The sequence below is a fragment of the Nocardia panacis genome, from assembly GCF_003598715.1.
In the GTDB taxonomy this organism is placed as follows: Bacteria; Actinomycetota; Actinomycetes; order Mycobacteriales; family Mycobacteriaceae; genus Nocardia; species Nocardia panacis.
In genome coordinates, this window is sequence record NZ_QZFU01000016.1 from 1,032,038 (window position 1) to 1,053,947 (window position 21,910).

Annotated in this window: 17 protein-coding genes, 1 tRNA gene and 1 pseudogene; 8 read left to right on the forward strand and 11 right to left on the reverse strand. The window is 67.9% G+C overall.

The features are described from left to right. Window positions 1-6 precede the first annotated feature (6 nt). Together D5S18_RS12945 and D5S18_RS12950 are read right to left on the reverse strand one after the other, a co-directional pair. Window positions 7-1,548 (reverse strand): Rieske 2Fe-2S domain-containing protein, encoded by a 1,542-nt coding sequence (locus D5S18_RS12945; protein ID WP_120040715.1) that lies wholly within the window; start codon window positions 1,546-1,548, stop codon window positions 7-9. 42 nt (window positions 1,549-1,590) lie between these two features. Further along, window positions 1,591-2,499: a hypothetical protein gene (locus tag D5S18_RS12950; protein WP_120040243.1), complete on the reverse strand. Its 909-nt coding sequence runs from the start codon at window positions 2,497-2,499 to the stop codon at window positions 1,591-1,593. Between the two features lie 166 nt (window positions 2,500-2,665). Between D5S18_RS12950 and D5S18_RS12955 the strand changes: the two genes are divergently transcribed. The 3 genes and pseudogenes from D5S18_RS12955 to D5S18_RS12965 all read left to right on the forward strand — a co-directional run bounded on the left by D5S18_RS12955 (window position 2,666) and on the right by D5S18_RS12965 (window position 3,946). Then, window positions 2,666-3,412 (forward strand): lysophospholipid acyltransferase family protein, encoded by a 747-nt coding sequence (locus D5S18_RS12955; RefSeq protein WP_120040245.1) that lies wholly within the window; start codon window positions 2,666-2,668, stop codon window positions 3,410-3,412. Between the two features lie 37 nt (window positions 3,413-3,449). Next, a pseudogene (locus D5S18_RS12960) lies at window positions 3,450-3,563 on the forward strand (1-acyl-sn-glycerol-3-phosphate acyltransferase); the annotation flags it as partial. 307 nt (window positions 3,564-3,870) lie between these two features. Further along, window positions 3,871-3,946 (forward strand) — tRNA-Gly (locus D5S18_RS12965). Window positions 3,947-3,985: 39 nt separating this feature from the next. On the opposite strand, the gene D5S18_RS12970 is transcribed toward D5S18_RS12965, so the two are convergent. From D5S18_RS12970 to D5S18_RS13000, 7 genes are all read right to left on the reverse strand, one after another. Beyond that, a complete protein-coding gene (locus D5S18_RS12970) occupies window positions 3,986-4,450 on the reverse strand; it encodes a cupin domain-containing protein (protein WP_158607861.1) in 465 nt (154 codons plus the stop codon). Window positions 4,451-4,570: 120 nt separating this feature from the next. Next, window positions 4,571-6,817, reverse strand: a complete 2,247-nt coding sequence (locus tag D5S18_RS12975) for a heavy metal translocating P-type ATPase (RefSeq protein WP_120040249.1) — start codon at window positions 6,815-6,817, stop codon at window positions 4,571-4,573. A 163-nt stretch (window positions 6,818-6,980) separates the two neighbouring features. After that, window positions 6,981-7,637, reverse strand: a complete 657-nt coding sequence (locus tag D5S18_RS12980) for a hypothetical protein (protein ID WP_239003705.1) — start codon at window positions 7,635-7,637, stop codon at window positions 6,981-6,983. Beyond that, entirely contained in the window at window positions 7,634-9,313 is a 1,680-nt protein-coding gene (locus tag D5S18_RS12985; protein ID WP_120040251.1) for an ABC transporter family substrate-binding protein, read from the reverse strand. Before D5S18_RS12985 ends, D5S18_RS12980 begins: the two co-directional genes overlap by 4 nt. A 61-nt stretch (window positions 9,314-9,374) precedes the next feature. Further along, a complete protein-coding gene (locus tag D5S18_RS12990; protein ID WP_120040253.1) occupies window positions 9,375-11,243 on the reverse strand; it encodes an ABC transporter ATP-binding protein in 1,869 nt (622 codons plus the stop codon). Then, window positions 11,240-12,157: an ABC transporter permease gene (locus tag D5S18_RS12995; RefSeq protein WP_120040255.1), complete on the reverse strand. Its 918-nt coding sequence runs from the start codon at window positions 12,155-12,157 to the stop codon at window positions 11,240-11,242. Before D5S18_RS12995 ends, D5S18_RS12990 begins: the two co-directional genes overlap by 4 nt. Further along, window positions 12,154-13,131 (reverse strand): ABC transporter permease, encoded by a 978-nt coding sequence (locus D5S18_RS13000; protein ID WP_120040257.1) that lies wholly within the window; start codon window positions 13,129-13,131, stop codon window positions 12,154-12,156. Before D5S18_RS13000 ends, D5S18_RS12995 begins: the two co-directional genes overlap by 4 nt. A gap of 239 nt (window positions 13,132-13,370) precedes the next feature. Here D5S18_RS13000 and D5S18_RS13005 point away from each other — a divergent pair, with 239 nt between their 5' ends. Beyond that, entirely contained in the window at window positions 13,371-14,201 is an 831-nt protein-coding gene (locus D5S18_RS13005) for an HAD family hydrolase (RefSeq protein WP_120040719.1), read from the forward strand. A 15-nt stretch (window positions 14,202-14,216) separates the two neighbouring features. On the opposite strand, the gene D5S18_RS13010 is transcribed toward D5S18_RS13005, so the two are convergent. Further along, complete coding sequence (locus tag D5S18_RS13010) at window positions 14,217-16,442, reverse strand: N-acetylmuramoyl-L-alanine amidase (protein ID WP_120040721.1); 2,226 nt, start codon at window positions 16,440-16,442, stop codon at window positions 14,217-14,219. A 265-nt stretch (window positions 16,443-16,707) separates the two neighbouring features. On the opposite strand from D5S18_RS13010, the gene D5S18_RS35665 reads away from it, so the two are divergent. Further along, a complete protein-coding gene (locus tag D5S18_RS35665; RefSeq protein WP_120040259.1) occupies window positions 16,708-18,699 on the forward strand; it encodes a SpoIID/LytB domain-containing protein in 1,992 nt (663 codons plus the stop codon). Here the strand turns inward: D5S18_RS35665 and D5S18_RS13020 are convergent. Beyond that, entirely contained in the window at window positions 18,696-19,283 is a 588-nt protein-coding gene (locus D5S18_RS13020; protein WP_120040262.1) for a MarR family winged helix-turn-helix transcriptional regulator, read from the reverse strand. The genes D5S18_RS35665 and D5S18_RS13020 overlap by 4 nt on opposite strands. A gap of 104 nt (window positions 19,284-19,387) precedes the next feature. Here D5S18_RS13020 and D5S18_RS13025 point away from each other — a divergent pair, with 104 nt between their 5' ends. From D5S18_RS13025 to D5S18_RS13035, 3 genes are all read left to right on the forward strand, one after another. Then, the gene (locus D5S18_RS13025) at window positions 19,388-20,314 is read left to right on the forward strand and encodes an EamA family transporter (protein ID WP_120040264.1); all 927 of its coding nucleotides are present in this window, start codon (window positions 19,388-19,390) and stop codon (window positions 20,312-20,314) included. Window positions 20,315-20,384: 70 nt separating this feature from the next. Beyond that, window positions 20,385-21,146, forward strand: a complete 762-nt coding sequence (locus D5S18_RS13030; protein WP_120040723.1) for a MerR family transcriptional regulator — start codon at window positions 20,385-20,387, stop codon at window positions 21,144-21,146. A 200-nt stretch (window positions 21,147-21,346) separates the two neighbouring features. Then, window positions 21,347-21,862, forward strand: coding sequence for a DUF6194 family protein (locus D5S18_RS13035; RefSeq protein ID WP_120040266.1), 516 nt, complete (start codon window positions 21,347-21,349; stop codon window positions 21,860-21,862). Window positions 21,863-21,910 lie beyond the last annotated feature (48 nt).

A 21,910-nucleotide genomic window follows, 5' to 3' on the forward strand; every position in this document is an offset into this window, starting at 1 on the left:
GCGAACTCAATCCAGTTTGCGCGAGCGCAATTCGTGCCCCTTGGAGGTCTTGCAGCGCCCCGACTCCAGATCCCACTGCCAACCGTGCAGGTTGCAGGTGAGGGTATTGCCGTCCACCACACCGAATTTCGACAGGTCGGCCTTCAGGTGCGGGCAGCGGCGCTGCACCTGCCAGCCCGCGAGTTCGGTGGAGGCGGAATCGTCGTGCGCTTCGGCGAACCAGCCGTCGGCGTAGGCGATCCGCTCATCGGTGAGGCATTTGAAGAAGGTGTAGAGGAATTCGTTGTAGCCGCCGATGCGCCAGGTGGTGAAGCGGGTGGACAGGAAGATGGTGTTCACCCAGTCGGGCTCGTTGTCGCGCAGGACGGTGCGCACGAGTTCGGGCGGGATGCGGAATCCGTAGCGGTACTTGCCCTCACCTTCGATGGGCTCGCGGACCGCCCGCTTGGGGAAGTCGAGCACCAGCGTCTCATCGCCCATGACCAGACCGACCGGATAGCCGATGCCGTCACAGATCAGATCGGACTGGGCCATGATCGGCTCGAACAGCGCCCGCAGCGGCTCCAGCAGCGAATCGCCTTGCGCCGGAGCCCAAGTCGCCTTCTCCGCGGCCAGCACCGGCGTCATGCGCCGCGCCATATCCGCGATGTAGGCGGCCTTGTCGGCGTAGATCGTGTCCGGGTCGACCGGGTGGGTCAGGCTCAACTCCTTGCCCACCACATCCACGACCGAACCCGGAATCATCAGGACGCCACCCTCGTGACCGTGGATGCGCATCTGCTCCAGGAAGACCATGGCGTCGGGGAAGATATTGCCCTCGTCGCCGCGATCGTCATTGAGGTAGCGCAGTTCGTCGTCCAGGAAGACCGGCGGACCGGCCGAGGGCACCACCCAGGTCGCGTCGACCTGCTCGATATAGCTGCGCGCCCGGTCCATGCCGCGCTGCCGCTTCTGCTTGCCGAAATTGGTCTTGGTGCGGGCCGGGATGTCGTACACCATCGGATACCAGATCGCGCCCGAGAACTGGAGCAGGTGGATATCGATGTGGCCGAAGGCCGCGCCGAGCACATCCATATCGACCGGACGGGCGTCGTTCATGTTGAAGCAGGTGGTCTCGCCATCGGAGACGACCAGACCGGAATCGCCGATCGGCCCGTCGGCCGGGGCGCGCAGGGCGATGATCATGATGTCCAGGTCGCCGCCCGGCCCGGTGATGGTGTGCTTCTCGGAATTCTCGGTCTCGAAGAATTTGTGGAAGCCGAGCTGCTCGAGTTCGCGACGCAGATCCGGCACCGGATAGTCCGGCAGCAGGACCGTTGCGTCCTTATTGACGTGTTCGGCCAGGTTCTTCGCGTCGAAGTGATCGCGGTGCAGGTGCGAGACGTAGAGAAAATCGCAGCGGCCCAGTTCGTCCCAGTCGAGGCCGGTGTTGTCCGGGAACGGGACCCACGACGCGAAATAGGCGGGATTGACCCATGGATCGCATAGGATCGTCCCGGCCTTGGTGCGGATGTGGAAGCCGGCGTGTCCGACGCTGGTGATCTGCACGAGCTGTTCCTCCTGACCGTTGCCGGTCATCCAGGGTAGTTGTTACGGGGAGACGTCGCCGACGCAGTAGCCCTCGGCGGTCTCGGCGAGGGTGAAGGTGCGAGTCGCGACCACGCCCGCCGCATTCGTCACCGGCACCTGCACGCTCACATAGTCCGCGTGCAGTCGCTGCGAACTCAATTCCTGGTCGGTGAATTTGGTCACGCCGGTGAGCTTGCCCGGATTGCCCGCCAGTGGCGGCGTGACGGCGCGCCCGCTGCCTGTCGGATCCCAGTCGGTCGAAGCCTTGCACACCAAGGGGTACGCGCCCTCTTTGTCGGTCGGATCGAGCGGGGTGCCGACGAAGCGGGACAGATAGCGCCGGACGGTGTGGCGGGCATCGGCCTCGTTGAAGGCGATCTCGGTGCCCGCCGGATAGACGCGCGGGCAGGCGTAGCCGGATTCGACGGCGGCCGGATCGACGACGACGGTGGTGGCGTGCGACTTCCAGGTGAGGGCGTCGGCGCTCGCCACGCCCGGCTGGGCCAGTGCGGTGAGGATGGCCTGCTTGTCCTCGTACATGTCCGCGACATTGCGCGGCGCGAGAGTCCAGCATTTGGTCTGGAGTTCGGCCGTGGTGGCGGTGCGCAGATCCGCGGCCCAACTCTGCACCGCCGCGGCGGCCAGTGGCCGACCCGGCACCGCGCCGACCGGTGGCGCGTCCGCGGGCGGAACTGTGGTCGTGCCGGTGGGCGTGGCGACCGGCGCCGTGGCGGCGGGCGCGGTGGGTAGCGCGGCCGCCGGGGTGGTGGTGGCGTGATCGAACCTGGATGGACGATTCGCGTCCTCCGCAATGCCGACGGCGCTGTCGCAACCCGCGACCGCGACCGTGCTCGCCAGGAGCGCGCCGCACCAGACCCGCTGCCACGTCTCGCGGCGGCGGATACGCGTATTCGGTTGCGCGGGTTGCACTTCGGAATCCTCTTTCCTCGGCGACGGCACGGCGGGCAGGCGCAGCGTAACCCCGCGGCGACCCGACACCCACGGCGGCCCACCGAGCCTACGATGCGCGCGGAATTCGGCGGGTCGGCCCGCCGCACTGCCGGATGAGACAGTCAGCGACTACGCTAGCGGAATTGTGGAACCCGTCTATCGGACCGTCATCGGCCTGGCCCGCACCGTCTTTTTCGTTCAGGGACTGAAGTTCACCGTCAAGGGCGCTGAACGCATTCCCGCGACCGGTGGCGCGGTCATCGCGGTCAACCACACCGGCTATATGGACTTCACCTATGCCGGGCTGCCCGCCCGCACACCCAAGCGCTATATCCGCTTCATGGCCAAGAAAGAGGTCTTCGACGACAAGATCTCCGGTCCGATCATGCGGGCGCTCAAGCATATTCCGGTGGATCGGGCGGCGGGCGCGGATTCCTACCAGGCGGCGGTGGAGTATTTGCGGCGCGGCGAGTTGGTCGGGGTCTATCCGGAGGCCACCATCAGCCGCAGCTTCGAGATCAAGGATTTCAAATCCGGTGCGGCGCGCATGGCCATCGAGGCGGGGGTCCCCATCATTCCGGTGGTGATCTGGGGTGCGCAGCGCGTCTGGACCAAGGGTTTCCCGAAGCGACTGGGACGCACCAACACTCCCATCTCGATCGCGGTGGGCGAACCGATCGAACCCGATGAGCCCGCCGCCGAACTCACCGAGCAGTTGCGCACCACCATGCGGGAGATGCTGGTCGAGGTGCAGCGCGACTACGCGCACGAACAAGGCGCGTACTGGGTTCCGGCCCGGCTCGGCGGCAGTGCGCCTACCCTCGAAGAGGCCGACGCGATGGATGCCGCCGAGGCCGCGGCCAAGGCCGCCAAGCGAGCAGGCAGGCAGTAACGGAGTTCAGGTGCGGCGCGAACCGGTCTTCGACCCCGGCGCGCGCTGGGTTCCGGCGCGCCTGGGCGGCACCGCTCCCACCCTCGAACAGGCCGCCGTCCTGGAACAGGAGGAGATGGCCCGCCGCCGCGCCAGGGCCGCCGGGCGCTGATGTCACAGCCGACGAAGCGGGCGATACCGTGCCGGGGCCGCGTTCCCGGTCGGCCTGCTCGGCCCGAGTACGTTGAGTTGAACCGGAAGTTGGTGCGGGTGACGACTGAGGCGGGGGTGCGGCCTTCCGCTGACCTGCCCGAACCGGGACCGGCGGCCACCCTGCGTCCGCCGGTCCCGCGCCGGTCGCCCGCCTGAAAAGCCGACGGCCGGCTGGGTTGTCAGGGTACGGGACATCTCGGTTTGGTGTCTGCGGGGCGGGGCGGCTAGAGTTCTCGCTCGCAGCCCGAAGCAGTTCGGAGCGGCAGGCGAATGTAGCGCAGTTGGTAGCGCATCACCTTGCCAAGGTGAGGGTCGCGGGTTCGAATCCCGTCATTCGCTCCACGATTTCGCGGGCCGGGTCACCATCGGGAGGCCCGATTCTCAGCGCCAGTCGGGTTCGCCGTCGAAGTGGACGTCGTAGGTGTCGTGCAGGTCGTCCATGCTGTCCCAACCTGCTTCGCCGCGCGCGATGCGGCCGAGTTGGCGGAAGTATTCGAAGCGGACGATGCCGGGGGTGAGCACCGCGAAGAATTCGGCGGGGCCGTCGGCGCTCGCGCCGAAGGCGTGCACGACATTCGGTGGGACGACGACCAATCCGCCCTTGTCGACGCGGTGCCGCTGCCCGTCGACGAGGAATTCCATTGTGCCGTCGAGGATGTAGAAGAACTCGGTGGACAGGGTGTGATGGTGCGGGCGGGTTCCGTCGGCGCCTGCTTGCAGCAGCAGCCGGTTGGCGCCGAACAGGCCGTTGGTGCGTTCGCTGTCCTCCAGGAGCCAGAAGGCGCCGTCGCCGGGCAGTCGTACGGCTTCGACGTCGCGTTCCTGGATGATGAAAGGCTTTGTCATGGGCTTCATTTCGGGTCGGTGGAGGTTTGACCCGAATCAACCGGACCGTGGTCCGATTTATTTCCGCGGTCGCGAAAGCGGCGGCACCCGGATGGATGCCGCCGCTTCGCGTCTCGCCGCTCAGTCGGCCGTCGAACGGAACCGCCGCAGCCGCAGGCTGTTGCTGACCACGAAGACCGAGGAGAAGGCCATCGCCGCCCCCGCGAGCATCGGGTTCAGCAGGCCCGCCATCGCCAGCGGGATCGCGCCGACGTTGTAGGCGAAGGCCCAGAACAGATTGCCCTTGATGGTGCCCAGGGTGCGGCGCGAGAGGCGGATGGCGTCGACGGCGGCGCGCAGATCCCCGCGCACCAGGGTCAGATCACCGGCCTCGATCGCCACATCGGTTCCGGTGCCCATGGCCAGCCCGAGATCGGCCTGCGCCAGCGCCGCCGCGTCATTGACGCCGTCGCCCACCATGGCGACCACCCGACCCTCGGCTTGCAGCCGCTTGACGGTGTCCACCTTGTCCTGCGGCAGCACCTCGGCGATGACTTCCTCGATACCGACCTGATCGGCGATGGCGCGGGCGGCCGCGGCATTGTCGCCGGTCAGCATGATCGGGGTGAGGCCGAGGGCGCGCAGTTGCGCGATGGCCTGCGCCGAGGTGGGCTTGACCGCGTCGGCGACCACGAGCACGCCGCGCGCCCTACCGTCCCAACCGATCGCGACGGCCGTGCGACCGGCCGCCTCGGCTGTCCGCAGGGCCTGCTCCAGCTCGGCATCCAGGTGCAGCGACCAGTCGGCCAGCAGCCGGGCGCGTCCCACCACGACCGCGTGACCATCGACCACACCCTGCACACCCAGACCCTCAATATTGGCGAATCCGTCCACGGCCGCGGGGGCGCCGAACCGCTCGCGGGCTGCGGTGGCGATGGCCTTGGCGATGGGGTGTTCCGAGGAATCCTCCAGCGCCCCGGCCAATTCCAGGACGCGGTCCGCGTCCTCGCCCGCGGCGGCGGCGATCTCGAGCAGCGTCATCTTGCCGGTGGTGACGGTGCCGGTCTTGTCCAGCACCACGGTGTCCACCCGGCGGGTCGACTCCAGCACCTCCGGACCTTTGATGAGGATGCCGAGCTGTGCGCCGCGCCCGGTGCCCACCATCAGCGCGGTGGGCGTGGCCAGTCCGAGGGCGCACGGGCAGGCGATGATGAGCACGGCCACCGCGGCGGTGAAGGCCGCCGCCACCGAACCGCCGGTGCCGAGCCAGAATCCGAGGGTGGCCACCGCCAGCGCGAGCACCACGGGCACGAAGACGCCGGAGATCTTGTCGGCCAGCCGTTGCGCCTGCGCCTTGCCGGTCTGCGCGTCCTCGACCATGCGGGCCATCCGGGCCAGTTGGGTGTCCGAGCCGATTCGGGTGGCGCGCACTACGAGTCGTCCGCCGACATTCACCGTCGCGCCGACCACGGCCGTGTCGGGACCCACTTCCACCGGCACCGATTCGCCGGTCAGCATCGAGGCGTCCACCGCGGAGGAGCCTTCGACCACCACACCGTCGGTGGCGATCTTCTCACCGGGCCGCACCAGGAACCGGTCGCCGACGACCAACTGCCGCACCGGAATTCGCTGTTCGGTCCCGCCGCGCAGCACCGAGACCTCCTTCGCGCCGAGTTCGAGCAGCGCCCGCAGCGCCGCGCCCGCCCGCCGCTTGGAGCGGGCCTCGAAGTAGCGCCCGGCCAGGATGAAGGTGGTGACGCCCGCCGCCGCCTCCAGGTAGATGCTGCCCGCGCCGTCCATCCGGGAGATGGTCAGCTCGAACGGGTGCCGCATGCCCGGCCTACCCGCGGTGCCCCAGAACAGCGCGTACAGCGACCAGCCGAAGGCGGCGATGGCGCCCATCGAGACCAGAGTGTCCATGGTGGCCGCGCCGTGGCGCAGGTTGGTCCAGGCGGCCTTGTGGAAGGGCAGCGCGCCCCACACCACGACGGGCGCGGCCAGGGTCAGCGAGAGCCACTGCCAGTTGGTGAATTGCAGGGACGGGATCATGGCCATGGCGATGACGGGGATGGTCAGCGCCGCCGAGATCAGCAGTCTGGTGCGCAGGGCGGCGCTCGGGTCCGCCTCGGCCGCCTGCTCGGGCTGCTCGGCCACCGGGGGCGCGGGCAGCGCGGCGGTGTAGCCGACCTGTTCGACGGCGGCGATGAGGTCTTCGGGGGAGATCGCGCCGGTGTAGTCGACGCGGGCCTTCTCGGTGGCGTAGTTGACGCTGGCGGTGACCCCGTCGAGGCGGTTCAGCTTCTTCTCGATGCGGTTGGCGCAGGACGCGCAGGTCATGCCGCCGATCACCAATTCGACCCGCCCGCTCGCGGATTCGGTGGTGGTCATAGCGGACTCCTTTCCTCGACTGTCCCGGCCGGGCCGGTGCTCATATTCGTACCATACCCCCCTAGGGTAATTGGATGTCAAGCAGGTGAGTCGAATCGCAGAGCTACTACACTGTGTAGTAGAAATGAGGCGGCGTGTCCCACGGGGAGATGTTGCCGCAGGCTCAGCTCGGATCGGACCCGCGAACGGCCGACAGCCAGATAGCGGCCGCGGCGGCCACGCAGACCGCCCCGACGAAGGTGAGCAGCCCGCCGCCGATCACATAGATCCACATCAGCCCGAAGAATGGCGCGGCGACGGCGGACTGCGCGTCGAGCAGCAGCCGCCGTGTCGGCCGCGCGGCTTTCGCGCCGAGTGCGGCGGCCTCGGGATCGGGCCGCGAGGGATTGTCGATGAGCTTGCCGGGGGGCTCGGTGGTCCGCACCCGGCCCGACGGATAAAGGCGAATATCGCCGACACGCAACGTCTTCCGGTCCACCGACGCCGGACTCTCCGCGAGCGCGAGCAGCGCCGGATCGAAATACACCGGCAGCCACCGACTCCGACCGGATTCGCGCAATTCCAACCAGGTTCGACTGAGCAGCCGATGCTGCTGACGTACCCGCCTTATGGTGAGGGTGCCCTCGACGGACCCGGCGGAAAGCCACCCGACGGCCACTGCCAGACGAAACAGGCTGTAGCCCAAAATGATCAGCGCGAGCGTCACCAACCCCGCCGCCTGGTCCGAATCGGCGAACGGCGCCGCCGCGGCGAGAACCGCGAGGGCGCCGATCGTCACGAGCACCGGATAGGCCAGGGGATGGCCCGATCCGGGAATCACTTCAGGAAGCCGATTTTCGCGTAGTCCAGCGAAGCCAGCCCGGCCGCGCCATAGTTGGCCAGGTTGGCCCGCACCGCGACATTGCCGGCCGACTGGACCAGCGGCAGCGAATGCCCCTCCTCCCAGATCTTGCGATCCACCTGGTTGGCCAGTTCGATCGCCTTCTTGGGATCGAGTTCGGAGACCGCCTGCTCGATCAGCGCGTTCAACTCCGGCGATCCGATCCGGCCGTAGTTGCCCTGCATATCGTTCGGGTCGTAGCCCCAGATCTGGAACAGGCTGCCGAGCGGGAACGGGTCGCCCACCCAACTCCACTGCGCCACATCGAAATTGCCGGGGTGAATGACATCGGTGAACAGGCCCTTGCCCGGCTGCGGTGAGATCTCGAGTTTGACGCCGATCTGGGCCAGATTCTGCTGAATGATCTGGGCGATCTGTATCCAGGCCAACTCGTTGTACATCACATCGCGCAGTACGAGTTTGCGCCCGTCCTTTTCCCGGACATCGCCATTGAGCTTCCAGCCGAGGTCGTCCAATTCCTTTGCCGCCGCGGTCGGATCGAAGGGCAGGCTGTTGTCCTGGTAGCCGTTCTGGCCCTGGAGGTAGACATGGTTGTTGAGCGGTTTGGGATCCTGCACGAGTCCGTTCTGGATGGCGGTGGCGATGCCCTGCCGATCGATCCCCTTGGAAATAGCCACGCGCAGTTTGGGATCGGCGAGGATGGAACCCGGCGCGCCATTGAAGGTGAAGTGGCTCCAGCCGTTGCTCGGCGCGCGGCGAATAGCGACACCGGGCGTATTCGTCGCGGTCTTCAGATCGTCGCGGGTGGCAATGCCGATGGCGTCGATCTCATTGTTCTGGAGTGCGGGCATCTGGGCGGCGCTGTCGAGCACGCTGAAGGTAATGGTGTCGAGTTTCGGCGTGTCACCCCACCACTTCGGATTGCGGCCGAGCACGACTCGGCCCTGCGCGCGATCGGTCGACTGCACCAGGAAAGGACCCGCCGTCAAACCGATGTTGTCTGCCAGCCCCTTGTTGAATGCTTCGGGAGTGGCGGTCACCGACTTCGGGTACAGGAAGGAATTGCCCGCGAATTGCCCCTGCCATTCGGCGAAGTGCTTGTTGAAGGTGAGGACGGCCTGGCGATCGTCCACACCGCGCTCCACCTTCTCCACCCGGTCGAACCCCTGGGTGTTGGCGATGAGGAAGCGCTTGTCGCGTCCGCTGAGCGCTGCGGCCTGGGCCTGGAAGTCCTCCCAGGTGATCGGGCTGCCGTCGGACCACACCGCTTTGGGATTGATGGTGTAGGTGACCTGCTGCGGATTGGTATTGGTGAGCTTTACGTCGGTGAAGAAGTCGGTATTCACCGACAGTTCGGCCGAGGCCGAGGTGCGGAAGGCGCGCGGCATCAGCGGCCGCTCCAGTGCCATGATCTCGGCGTCGTTGCCGTCGAGACTGGTCGTGTTCCAGTTGGCAGGGTAGGAGGATAAGCCCAGCCGCAGGTTGCCGCCGTCGCGCAGTTCGGCCACGTCGTGCGGATTGATGTCATTGGCCGTCCCCAGCGCCGCGACCGCGCCCTCGGGCGCGCCCGAATTATCGGACGAACATCCCGTCGCGATCAATCCGGCGGCGAGCAACGGCGCCGCGAGGCGGCACACCGATTTCCGAAGCGGCATGTGGAGGCTCCTTCCCGCAGGCGTTCGCTGCGTAGTCGACTAGTGGAGGCCAATTCTGCTGCTATCCGCCGACGATCGGCTCCGGAATCGCCTCGATCAGGGTCCGGGTGTATTCGTGGCGCGGATCGGCGAAAATTTCCTCGGCCGGTCCGGATTCGACGATTTTGCCCCGCAACATGACCGCGACGTCGTGGGCCAGATTTCGGACCACCGAAAGATCGTGCGAGACGAACAGATAGGTGAGTCCACGCTCGGCCTGCAACTCGCGCAACAGATTCAGCACACCCGCCTGAATGGACACATCCAGCGAGGACACCGGCTCGTCCAGCACCAGTAACTCCGGGTCCAGGGCGAGGGCGCGGGCGATGCTGATGCGTTGCTTCTGGCCGCCGGAGAAATCGGCCGGATATCGGTCGGCGTGCTCGGGCCGCAGTCCGACCTGACGCAGCAATTCCGGTACCCGACGCCCGATCTCGGCGCGCGGGCGCCCATCGATGCGCAGCGGTTCGGCCAGCGCGTCGAAGACGGGCAGCCGGGGATCGAGAGAGGCCGTGGGGTCCTGGAAGACGATCTGCATGCGCCTGCGCAGGTCGCGACGCCGCGCACCGGTCAGCTCGGCCACATCCGCGCCCATGATCTCGATGGTCCCGGCCTCGGGGCGGACCAGGTCCAGGATCTGGGTCAGCGTGGTGGATTTGCCGGAACCCGATTCACCGACCAGGGCCAGGGTTCGCCCGGCCCGCACCTCGAAGCTCACGCCGTCCACCGCGCGCACCTCGCCCTTGCGCCTGCGGAACACCACGCCCGCGGTGATCGGGAAGGTCTTGACCAGATCGGTGACCCGCAGCACCACCGGACTGTCGGAATCCGCAGCCGTCGAGGGGGTTTCGGCGACCTCCCGGCGATAGGCGGCGAACAGGTCGGCCGATCCCAATTCGGCGGTGCGGATGCAGGCCGCCGCGTGAGCGGGCTCGGTGAACTCCAAAGGCGGTTCGGCGCCGCGGCATTCGTCGACGGCGACCGGGCAGCGCGGCGCGAACGAGCAGCCGGGCGGCAGCGCGTGCATGGCGGGCGGTGTGCCGACGATCGGGACAAGCGGCGCGCGCGCCGGACCGTCCATGCGCGGAATGGATCCGAGCAGACCCACCGTGTACGGCATCCGGGGAGCGCGGAAAAGTTCCGCGGTGGCGGCCGTTTCGACGATCTTCCCCGCGTACATCACGGCGACCCGATCGGCCAGGGTGGCGGCGATCCCCATGTCGTGGGTGATCATGACGACCCCGGCCCCGGTGATATCGCGCGCCTTGCGCAGCAGATCCAGAATCTGCTTCTGCACGGTGACATCGAGCGCGGTCGTCGGCTCGTCGCAGATGATCAGCGCCGGATCATTGGCGATGGCCATGGCGATGACCACCCGCTGGCGCATCCCGCCGGAGAATTCGTGCGGAAAGGCTTTGGCGCGCACCGCCGGATCCGGAATCCCCACCAACTCCAGCAGTTCCACCGCCTTGGCGGCGGCATCCTGCTTGCTCCATTTACCGTGCGCGAGCAGGGCTTCGGCGATCTGGTCGCCGACCCGGTAGACGGGGGTGAGCGCCGAGAGCGGATCCTGGAACACCATGCTGACCGAGCGTCCGCGCAGCCGCGACATCTCCCGGTCGCCGAGCCCGAGCAACTCGCGCCCGCGCAGGCGCACCGACCCGCTGATGCGGGCCTGATCGGGCAGCAGCCCGATCACCGCCAGCGAGGACACCGATTTGCCCGATCCGGATTCGCCGACAATGGCCAGCACCTCGCCGTCGGCGACGGAGAAGTTCACCCCGCGCACCGCCTCGATGCGCCCCTCCTCACCGGGAAACGACACCCGCAGGTCGGCGACCTCGAGCAGGGGTGCGGTCGAAACCGCCTCGGCCGTAGTGGATTCGGTCATGCCCGCACCTTCTTCTTGCGTGCCCGTTTCGCGCCAGGATCGAAGGCGTCGCGCAGGCCGTCACCGATCAGGTTGGCGCACAGCACGATCGTGACCAGCAGCCCGCTGGCGGGCAGGAACAGCCACGGATAGGTGAGCGAGGAGTTGGTGCCGTCGGCGATGAGCGAGCCCAGCGACACATCCGGCTTCTGCACACCGAAACCCAGGAAGCTGAGTCCGGTCTCGGCCATGATGGCCGCGCCCACATTGAGGGTGGTGTCGATGATCAGGATGGAGGCGATGTTCGGCAGGATGTGGCTGAGGATGACGGTGCGCGTCGGCGAGCCCATATACCGTGCGGCCCGGACGAATTCGCGATCGCGCAGACTCATCGTCAGCCCGCGCACGATGCGGGCGCTGATCATCCAGCCGAAGACGCTCAACAGCGCCACCAACAGCGCGATCGACCCGCTGCCCTTGGTGCGCGGGGCGAAGATGGCGATGACGATGAAGCTGGGCACCACCAGCAGCAGGTCGACCAGCCACATGATGGCCCGGTCGGTCCAGCCGCCGCGCAGTCCGGCCACCGCGCCCGCCAGCGCCGCGATGGTGGTGCTGAACAGTGCCACGCACAGGCCGATCAGCAGCGACTTCTGCATACCGCGCAGCGTCTGCGCCAGCATGTCCTGCCCGATCAGCGTGGTGCCGAAGGGATGTCGCGGACTCGGCGGTTTGAGCAGCGCGGTGTAGTCGAGTTGCTTGTAGTCGTAGGTCAGCAGCGGCGGCAGCGCGAAACTGGCCACCGCCAACAGGATCAGGATGATCGCGCCCGCCACGGCGGGCTTGTTGCGCAGGAAGCGCCGCACCACCAGTTTGCGTCGCCCCGCCGCTTCGGGCGCGGGCGCGCCCTGAACGATGATCTCCGCGTCGGTCATGCCACACGCACCCGAGGATCGAGGATCGCGTAGACGATATCGGAGAGCAGTCCGGAAACCAGCACCACCAGCCCGGCGAATGCCGTAATCGTCACCACCACATACAGATCCTGGGCATTGATCGAATCGACCAGCCACTCGCCCATGCCGTGCCAGCCGAAGATCTTCTCGGTGAAGGTCGCGCCGGTGATCAGCCCCAACATGCTGTAGGCGAACAGCGTCGCCATCGGGATCAGCGCCGTGCGCAGGCCGTGCTTGTAGAGGGCGCGACTGCGGGTGAGTCCCTTGGCGCGGGCGGTGCGAATGAAATCGCTTTGCAGCACATCGAGCATGGCATTGCGCTGGTAGCGGCTGTAGCCCGCCATCGCGCCCAGCGCCAGCGACAGTGTCGGCAGCACCAGGTGCTGGATGCGGTCCAGCAGTTGCGGGCCGAAACCCGAGATCGGGTTCGCCGAGGTCTGACCGGTGTAGAGGAAGATCTGCGTGCCCGCGGCCTGATTGATGTGCAGCGCACCGAATTTCAGCAGGGTCGCGAGCACGAACACCGGCGTGCTCAGGATCAATAGCGACACCACGGTCGTGAAATAGTCGCTGAAGCGGTACTGCCGGATCGCGCCCGCCGCGCCGATCAGCACACCGAGCAGGGTGCCGATGATCGACCCGGTGACCAGCAGCCGCAGACTCACCCCGACCCGGCGGCCCAACTCCTCGCGCACCGGCTGCCCCGTGAGCGATTTGCCGAAATCGCCATGTGCCACACCCGAGATCCACTCGCCGTAGCGCTGCGGAATCGGATCGTTGAGGTGCAATTCGGCGGCCTTGGCATCGATAACCGACTGCGGCGGGCGCGGATTGCGCTTCTCGAACGCGTCCAACGGTTTGAAGGTGAGCGAGGCCAGACTGAACGTGAGGAACGAGGCCAGCAGGAGCAGCACGACATAGTTGAGCGCGCGGCGTAACAGGAAGCCGGTCATCTGTCCCCTGGTCCTCCGGGCGCGCCGGATGGGTTCGGTCCGAGTATTCGGCCTCTGATCATAGGGACGCGCGTAGGCGCGTGTGCGACACGCGGGCAATCGGCATGTCCGAACCGCTCGACGGGACAGTTGTGCCTGGTCGAGTGCCGGCGGCAAGGTATCCCATCCGCGAGCCCGGCCCGGACCGGGTGACCCATGCCCGATCCGCGACCAGGATCGCATCGGGCAGGATGGAATGGATGACACGCCTGCACCTGCCGAAACCCCAGTTGGTGGCCACCGATGTGGACGGGACCCTGATCGATCACGCCGATCGGGTCAGCGCGCGCACCAAGGCCGCCGTGGCGGCGCTGCTCGCCGACGGGGTGCCGTTCGTGCTGGCGACCGGCAGGCCGCCGCGCTGGGTGGATCCGGTAGTTGACGGGCTGGGCTACGCGCCGCTGTGCGTCTGCGGCAACGGCGCGGTCCTCTACGACAGCGCCACCGATCGCGTCCTGGCCAGCAGCGCCCTCGAGGTGCCCACCCTGGCCTGGATCGCCGACCTGGCCGAAAAGGCGCTGCCCGGTTGCGGTTTGGCGGCGGAACGGATCGGGTCCAGTGCGCACGACGCCGCCACGCCCCAGTTCGTCCGCTCACCCGAATACGAGCACGCCTGGCTCAACCCGGACGATACGGTCGTCTCCCGCGCCGAAGTGATCGATGCGCCCGCGATCAAGATGCTCATCCGCGTCCCCGGCGCCGACAGCGGCGCGATGCGCGCGACCCTGGCCCCCCTGATCGGCGCGCGCGCCGATATCACCTACTCCACCGAGCACGGTCTCATCGAACTGTCGGCCCCCGGCGTCACCAAGGCGTCCGGACTCACCGCCGTGGCCCGGCATTTCGACGTCCCCACCGATGCCGTCATCGCCTTCGGCGATATGCCCAACGACGTTCCCATGCTCACCCTCGCGGGTCGCGGCGTGGCCATGGCCAACGCGCACCCGGAGGCATTGGCCGCCGCGGACGAGATCACCGCAGCCAATACCGCCGACGGTGTCGCCCTGGTTCTCGAACGCTGGTGGAACTGAACCGATTACGCGTGTTCAGTTGGCGGGTATCGGGGCCTGCCCGGGTTGCGGCGCCTCGTTGGCGACCGGTCCGGGCTGAGCCGCGGGCGCCGGGATCGGTTGGGGCGCGGCGCCCGCCGGAATCGCCACCGGCGCCGGGTTCTGCATTTCCCGGCGATAGGTGTCGTTGTAGGTCTTCCAGACCGTGGAGACGGCGCCGGTGAGCTGGTTGAGGATCAGCGAACCGTATTGGAAGTCGGCGCGCAGACCGTCCGGAATCGGGTAGGAATTGCTCAGCGGCAGGCCGAGCACGCCCGCGTCCGCGCCGAGTTGCAGGAATCGGTCCAGGATGGAGCCGACCACCTCGAAGACCTGACCCGAGGGTGAGGTGTAGGCGTACCCGTTGACGAACTTCACGTACTGCTGGCCCTGGGCGGCAGGCAGGATCTCCGAGCGCGGCGCGCCGAGCGGACCACTGGCCGCGCCCGCGTCGGCCCAGTGCTTGGCGATGGCATTGTTCTGGGCCAGATCGAGCAGTTTCGCTGCCAGTGCGGCCAGGGTGGCCAGATCCTGCTGCGGGCGCGCGGGCGCGGGTTCGGGTCGGGCGGGCGCGGGATCGCCGGAATCGGCGCGCGGCGCGGCCGGTTTCGACCCGGCCGAACCCGCCACGCCCGCGGCGATATCGCGGATGCGGTCCATCAGCGAGTAGGCGGCGTCGCCGGGGCAGGCCGTACTGCCGACGTCGCGATGGGCGAACACGATCGGCAACTTCACCGCCTGGCCCTGCGGATACGGGGTGAACTCGGTGCCCTCGGACCACATGGTGGTCTCGCCCTTGGGATCGAGTCCGGCGACCTTGGCCCGCCAGCCGATGAAGCGGCCGATCGCGTTGAGGGCGACCTCGGTGGGCGGTTCGGATTCGTGGTTGCCCATCAGCGCCACACCGGAGGTGTTCTCGTTGAAACCGCCCGCGTGCGCGCCCTGCACCGGGCGGTCGAGCCCGCCGTAGCGGCCCTCGAAGATCTGGCCGTACTTGTCGACCAGGGCGTTGTAGCCGATATCGCACCAGCCCAAGGTTTTCGCGTGATAGGTGTAGATGGCGCGGACGATGCCCGCGGATTCGGCCTTGGAGTAGTCGTTGCGACCCGCGGTGTGGTGCACGGTGAGTCCGCCGAGTTGGTCGTCGTAGGTGGGGTTCTCACAGCGAATGTCCTCATCCGCGCCCCACTGCGCGCGGGTGATCACCTGCGGTCCGCCGCTGGGCAGCGCGCCTGCCACCTCGGTGAGTGTGTCGTCGATGGCGCCGCGACCCGGATCGATGAGCACCGCCTTGAGCGCGGCGGCGGTCTGCGCGGTGTCGTCGGTGCGGATGGGTGCTGCGGGAGGCGGGGCGACCGGATCGGTGAGCGGCCGCTGCGGGGTCCGGCCGACGGCCTGCTTGCGGGTCACCAGAACCTGCACGGCATTGGTTTTGCCGACATAGATGGGTTCGGTGCCCGCGGTGCGGTCGGCCGGCGTGTGGTCGTCGCGGCGGGTGTCCACCGGATCGGTGTTGTACCAGGGACCCCAGGCGCCGTCGGCCTGTTTGGCGCGGACCAGCGCGGTGGTGTCGGCCAGGGTGGGCGCGGTGAGCGCGACGACGCTGAACGGCTTGTCCCGGCTGATCTCCTTGACCTGCGCGCCGACTTTGGCGAGCAGGTCGGCGGGGACCGCGCCGGGCGCGAGGGCGGGGGTGTCCCCGGTGACGCCGGGCGGTAGCTGGGCCGGATCGGAAATAGATTGAGCCACAGGGATTTTCGCGGTTGCGGGCGGTTGGCTCGCAACGGTCGGCGCATTCGGCGAATTGGTGATTCCTGGAACCGGTTTCACACCTGTGGGCGCGACCATGGTCGGATTTTGTTGCGGTTGCGGCAGATTCAAACGCGGCAGCGGAATCTCCGAAGGCAATTGGATACCGGGCGGCAACGGCAGACCCGGCGGCACCGGGATGGCGGTGGGCAGCGGCAGCATGCGCAGATCGGACAGGCGCAGATCGGGCAGATTCAGGCCGGTCAGCTCGCGCAGTGGGAGCACGATATCGGGCAGTTGACCGAGGACGACCTCGGCGAGTTGTGCCGGGACGGCCGCGACGCCGCTGTCATTGGCGCCCCGCACCCGCGGGGAGTCGCTCATGACGAAGGCCGCGAGCGGAGCCGCTACCGCGAGCGCTGTCACAACCGGGACCACATAGGGACGTTTCGGTCTGCGGTACGGCACGAGCATCTCCATTCGGGTCGAACCAGTGATCCTTCGGCGGTCGGGACGCCGCGACCCTCGGGGTGGCAGTTCGGAAATCCGGGTAGCGCCCACATCGGCAAAGATCACATTAGCCACAATTTTCACATATGCTAAACCTCTGATTGAGGTTTATGCGATTGCTCGAATGTAGCTCTCGAGGGGCGACCGGGCCGGGAGACATGCCGACAGGTATCGAACCCCCCGCCGAGCCCTCGAAACCATCCGGGAAAACCGTGGGGAGTGAACGGATATGAGCGGCACACGCGATCGAACGGGCAGAGCGGGAATTCGGCTGCGCCGCAGGGGAACTGCGCCGCAGCCGGTTGTCGCCTGCGGGACCGCGCTGCTGACCGGCGGGGCGGTGCTCGTCACGGGCGCCGCCCTCGTCCTGCTGTGGCGACCGGATGCCCACGAGGTGCGGCCCGCCGCATCGGGGCACGGTAGGGGGATGAGCCAGGTCGGCGCGTTCGACAGCGCGGTGCGCGGCTGGAGCGCCGAACGCATCCTCGACCACTACTATCCGGGCGCCGCCCTCGGCACCGTGCCGAATGTCCCGGTGCGGGTGCGTCTCACCGCACAGGACGGTGCGCGGCTCGAGGTCTTCGCACCCGCCGGACTGCGGGTGGCGGGCCGGATCCTCGCCGCCGACCAGGTCGCCCACCTCACCCCGCTGCCCGACGGCCGGGCGAGCGTCGTCGTCACCGCAGGCTGCGCGGGCGCACAGCTGTGGGAGGCCGAGACCGAGGACCCGTGGGCCTACCCGATCGATCCGGGCGTGAGCCGACCCGCCGGCGAACAACTGCGGCTGTGCGACGGCGGTGTGTACCGCGGCGCGCTCGGCGTGGCCTTGGACGGGGACGCGCCGCGCACCGTCAACCAGGTCGAGGTGGAGGATTACCTGCTCGGTGTGGTTCCCGCTGAGGTGCAGGCCAATTGGTCCGACAAGGGCGGCGCCGAGGCGGTGCGCGCCCAGGCCATCGCCGCCCGCTCGTACGTCCTCGCCGAACACCGCTACCCGTACGCGCAGACCTGCGACACCACCGACTGCCAGAACTACCCCGGCAGCGAGAAGGAGGACGCCCGCTCGGCCGCCGCCGTCGCCGCCACCTCGGGCATCGTCCTGCTGCGCGAGGGTCGCATCCTGCGGTCGGAGTACTCCGCCGCCCCCGACGGCGGCACCCCCGCCGATATCGGCGCCTTCGAGGTCGGCCCGACACCCGCCGAACTGGCGGCGGGCGAATCACCCAGCGGGACAGTCGAACCCGCCCCCTCCGACCACCCGGCCAACGAATCGCCCGTCGAAGCCGAATATCGCCGCATCGGTGGGGAATCCAGTCCGATCGGCGCACCCCTCGGACCCGAGATGCTGCTACCCGGCCGGGTGGGCCGGTATCGCCTGTTCGCCAACGGTGTCATCATCGCCACGCCCACCCTCGGCGCGCAGGTGGTGGACTTCAATACCCTGCTGCAACTGGTTCCGGACGCGTCGAGCCCAACGCCGCAGCACCTGCCCGCTGGGACACCGAATCGAACCGCGCCGGTCCTGCCCGCCGATTCGCCGCGCACTTCCCCGGAGGGAGCAGTGCCGCAGGCAGATTCGTCCGCCGCGCCGCGACTCGTCGATCCGGCCGTGCCCGACGCGGGCGCGAATCCGCCGACCCCGAACGCCGCGGTTCCGCCTGCTGCCGGTGCGGTCGTGCCTGCGATCATTCCGCCGTCGGTGTCGGCTCCTTCGCGGAGTGCGCGTCCCGGAGACGCTGCCCCGCAAGGCGGTTCGCCCATCGGCGTCGATCGTGGCGATACGGCCGGTCAACCGGACCCGGTGGATGGTCAGGGGCAGTCGGGGCGAGGCGGCGGGCCGAGTGCCGGCGGCATGGGCCAAGGCGCCGGCGGGAAAGGTGGCGGGCGGCAGAACAAAGGCAAAGGTGGCGGCAGGCCGGGCCAAGTCGACGGTACGGCGGGGCAGCCGAGCGTCGCGCCGCGACCGGATCGCGACCCGGACGGTGGCCGGATCGGATCGACGCGGCCTGCTCTTGGCGCGCCGGAAAGCGGCGCGCCGCTGGGGAATTCGTCACCGGTGGCCGGTGCGGGGCAGGTCGATGCCGGTCCGCCGAACGGATCCGAGTCGGGAAGCGCTGTTCGGCAAGCGGATTCGATCGGGACCAATGTTCCGAGCACGGCATCGACCCCGACTCCGCCGCCGACATCGGGAGTCGCGTTCCTGTCGGGAGTCGTTCGCTAGTTCTGCTCCGGTACATCACCGCTGCGGGGCTTGGTCGATTTGTCACTGCCGGGGGATTCGGCCGACGTGCCACCGCCGAGAGATTCGGTCGGTATGCCATCGCCGAGGGATTCGGCCAAGGTGCGCAGCAGGATGACCAACTGATCGCGGGCGGGTTGGTCGAGGGCGCGCAGGATGCGCTGCTCGTTGTCCAGGTGCGCGGGCAGTAGGCGGTCGGTGAGTTCGCGGCCTTCGGGGGTGAGACGGATGCGGACGGCTCGGCGGTCCTGCGGGCATGGCGTGCGTTCGACCCAACCCCTGGCGACCAGGCGGTCTATGCGGTTGGTGATGGCTCCGGAGGTGACCATGGCGACCTTGATGAGCGCGCCCGCGGTGAGTCCCTCCTCGCCGCCGGAGCGGCGCAGGGTGGCCAGAACGTCGAACTCCCAATTCTCGATGTCGTATTGGGCGAAGAACTGCTTGAGTTCCTGTTCGAACAGCCTGGATACCCGCTGCATTCGGCCGATGATCGCCATCGGCGACACATCGGCGTCCGGTCGCACCTGGTTCCAGTGCCGCATGAACAGGTCCACGGCGTCGGCCATGCCGCTCCTCCCGCCTAGTTATCTCAACATTCAGATACTTGACGTTGAGATGTGAGTGGGTGTAGATATCTCAATATTGAGAATATCAATGAGGAGCAAGTGGCATGATCACACCCACCCGGCCGACCGGGTCCGCGCTCGCGGGCACCCTGGCCCTCACCGCCCTCACCCCCATCGTCTGGGGCTCCACCTACGCGGTTACCACCGAATTCCTCCCACCGGAGCGCCCACTGTTCACCGCGCTCATGCGCGCGCTCCCCGCCGGTCTTGTGCTGCTCGCCTTTACCCGAACGCTGCCGCGCGGCATCTGGATCGCCCGCGCCGCAGTGCTCGGACTGTTGAATATGGGCGTTTTCTTCCCGCTGCTGTTCCTCGCCGCCTACCGGCTGCCCGGCGGCGTGGCGGGCGTGCTCGGCGCGGTCGCGCCCATCGCCGCCGTGGTCTGGGCCATCCCGGTGCTGCACGAGAAGCCCGGTGGACGCCGGATTCTCGCGGGTCTGGTCGGCATTCTCGGAGTGGCGCTGGTGGTGCTGCGCGCCAATGCCCAACTCGACACGCTCGGCGTCATCGCCGGACTCGCCGGTGCGAGTGCCATGGCGCTGGGCACCGTGCTCACGCAGCGGTGGGGGCGGCCCGAAGGTGTCGGGCCGCTGACCCTGACGGGTTGGCAGCTCACTGCGGGCGGACTGTTCATCCTGCCGTTGACGCTGCTGGTGGAGGGCGCGCCGCCCGCACTGGACGGTCGCGCCGTCGGCGGCTACCTCTACCTCGGCGCGATCGGCACCGCCGCCGCGTATTGGCTGTGGTTCCGCGGCATCGCCAAAGCCTCGGCCACCTCGATCGCCTTTCTCGGCCTGCTCGGTCCGGTGTCGGCCGCCCTCATCGGCTGGGTGGCGCTCGGCCAGGTGCTGAGCCCGTTGCAGGTGGCGGGTATCGCCCTCGCGCTAGGCAGCACCGTGCTCGGTCAGGTGACGCGCAAGCCGAAGCCGTCGATCGAGCCGGAACGAGTCGAGGCGCTGGCGCGACCATGAAAAGCGCCTTGACCTTGACGTAGCGTCAACTTGCACACTGGTGCCACCGAGTCGATCGGGAGGAGGAATGATGCGGGATTCGCGCGAATGGTCCATTCAGGATCTGGCCAAGGCGGCCGGCACCACCAGCCGCACTCTGCGCCACTACGGGCAGATGGGGCTGTTGCCGCCAAGTCGGGTCGGGGCCAACGGATACCGCTACTACGACGAGGGTTCGCTCGTGCGGTTGCAGCGCGTTCTGCTGCTGCGCGAACTCGGCCTCGGCCTCCCGGTCATCGCCGAAATCCTCGCGGGAGAACAGGATTCCGCCGCCGCGCTGCGCACGCACCTGGAACTGCTCGAGCAGGAACTGGATCGGATCCGGCGGCAGATCGACTCGGTGCGCACCACGCTGCACAAGACCGAACGAGGTGAGAAACTCATGGCAGCAGAGGTTTTCGACGGATTCGACCACACCGTCTACAAGGACGAGGTGATCGAGCGCTGGGGACGCGACGCCTACGACAAGAGCGACCGCTGGTGGCGCTCGATGTCGGAGGCGGACCGGACGGCTCATATGCGGGCGGCTGTCGATATCGCGGCGGACTACGGTCGTGCCCGCGCGGCTGGATTGGCTGCCGACAGCCCGGAGGTTCAGGCCATCACCCGGCGCCACTACGAATGGGTCGGCGTCGGCTGGCAGACGAAAACTCCACCGCTGCAAGCGTTCACGGGCCTGGGTGAGATGTACGTCGCCGACCCGCGCTTCGCGGCCAACTACGACAAGCACGGTCCGGGCACCGCCGAATTCGTGCGCGACGCGATGCGCGCGTACGCCGACGCGCACCGCTGATCGGCTGGGAAAGCGGCGCTCGCGCTGGCGCCGCACGCTGTTTCCGTAGGCGTGGCAGCTGCCGACCCGATGCCACCTTGGTCGCAAGCCGCTTTTAGCGTCTAATCGCAATTCAAGGCAGCAACCTAGAAAAAGTCTCACTGGGTTGTTCAATGGGAGAATTTAGTTGTCACAACCTTGTGAGACGAAAGGATTCCTGTATGAAAGCCGACCAGGTGCGGACCTATATCGTGGAGCGGTTCCCCGATCTGATGGTCGCGGAGAATTTCGGCGACATTTTCTTCATCTACGACCCGCATGGCGATCTCCCGCCCAAGCGGCAGATGCCGTTCGCCACCATCGTGGTCGGTGACACCTACGACAGCACCTCCGCACTCGCGACCGATGGCGCGTTTCGGCTGAATATCGGCCTCACCAAGGACACCTACCTCTCGCTGTTCGGCCCGGTGCCCACCATCCGGGACGAGAACGGGGTCTACGCAACGGATTACGACTACACGGTCCGGGATCAACTCATGCCGCACCCGATCTACGCCGGACAGCACTGGGCTTGTGTCGTCGCCCCCGGTGTGGAGACCTTCGAGGCCCTGACTCCGCTCTTGGCGGAGGCGTACGGGTTCGCTGCCCGCAAGGACGCCAACTGGCGGGCGCGCGGTCGGTCCGGCGCGACGGGCGACAATTCGGGCGCCGTCGACGGCGATCCCGAATCCCGGTGATCGCGGGTGGACCGCGCCGGTAGGTCGACGGCCCGGTCCACACCCGAC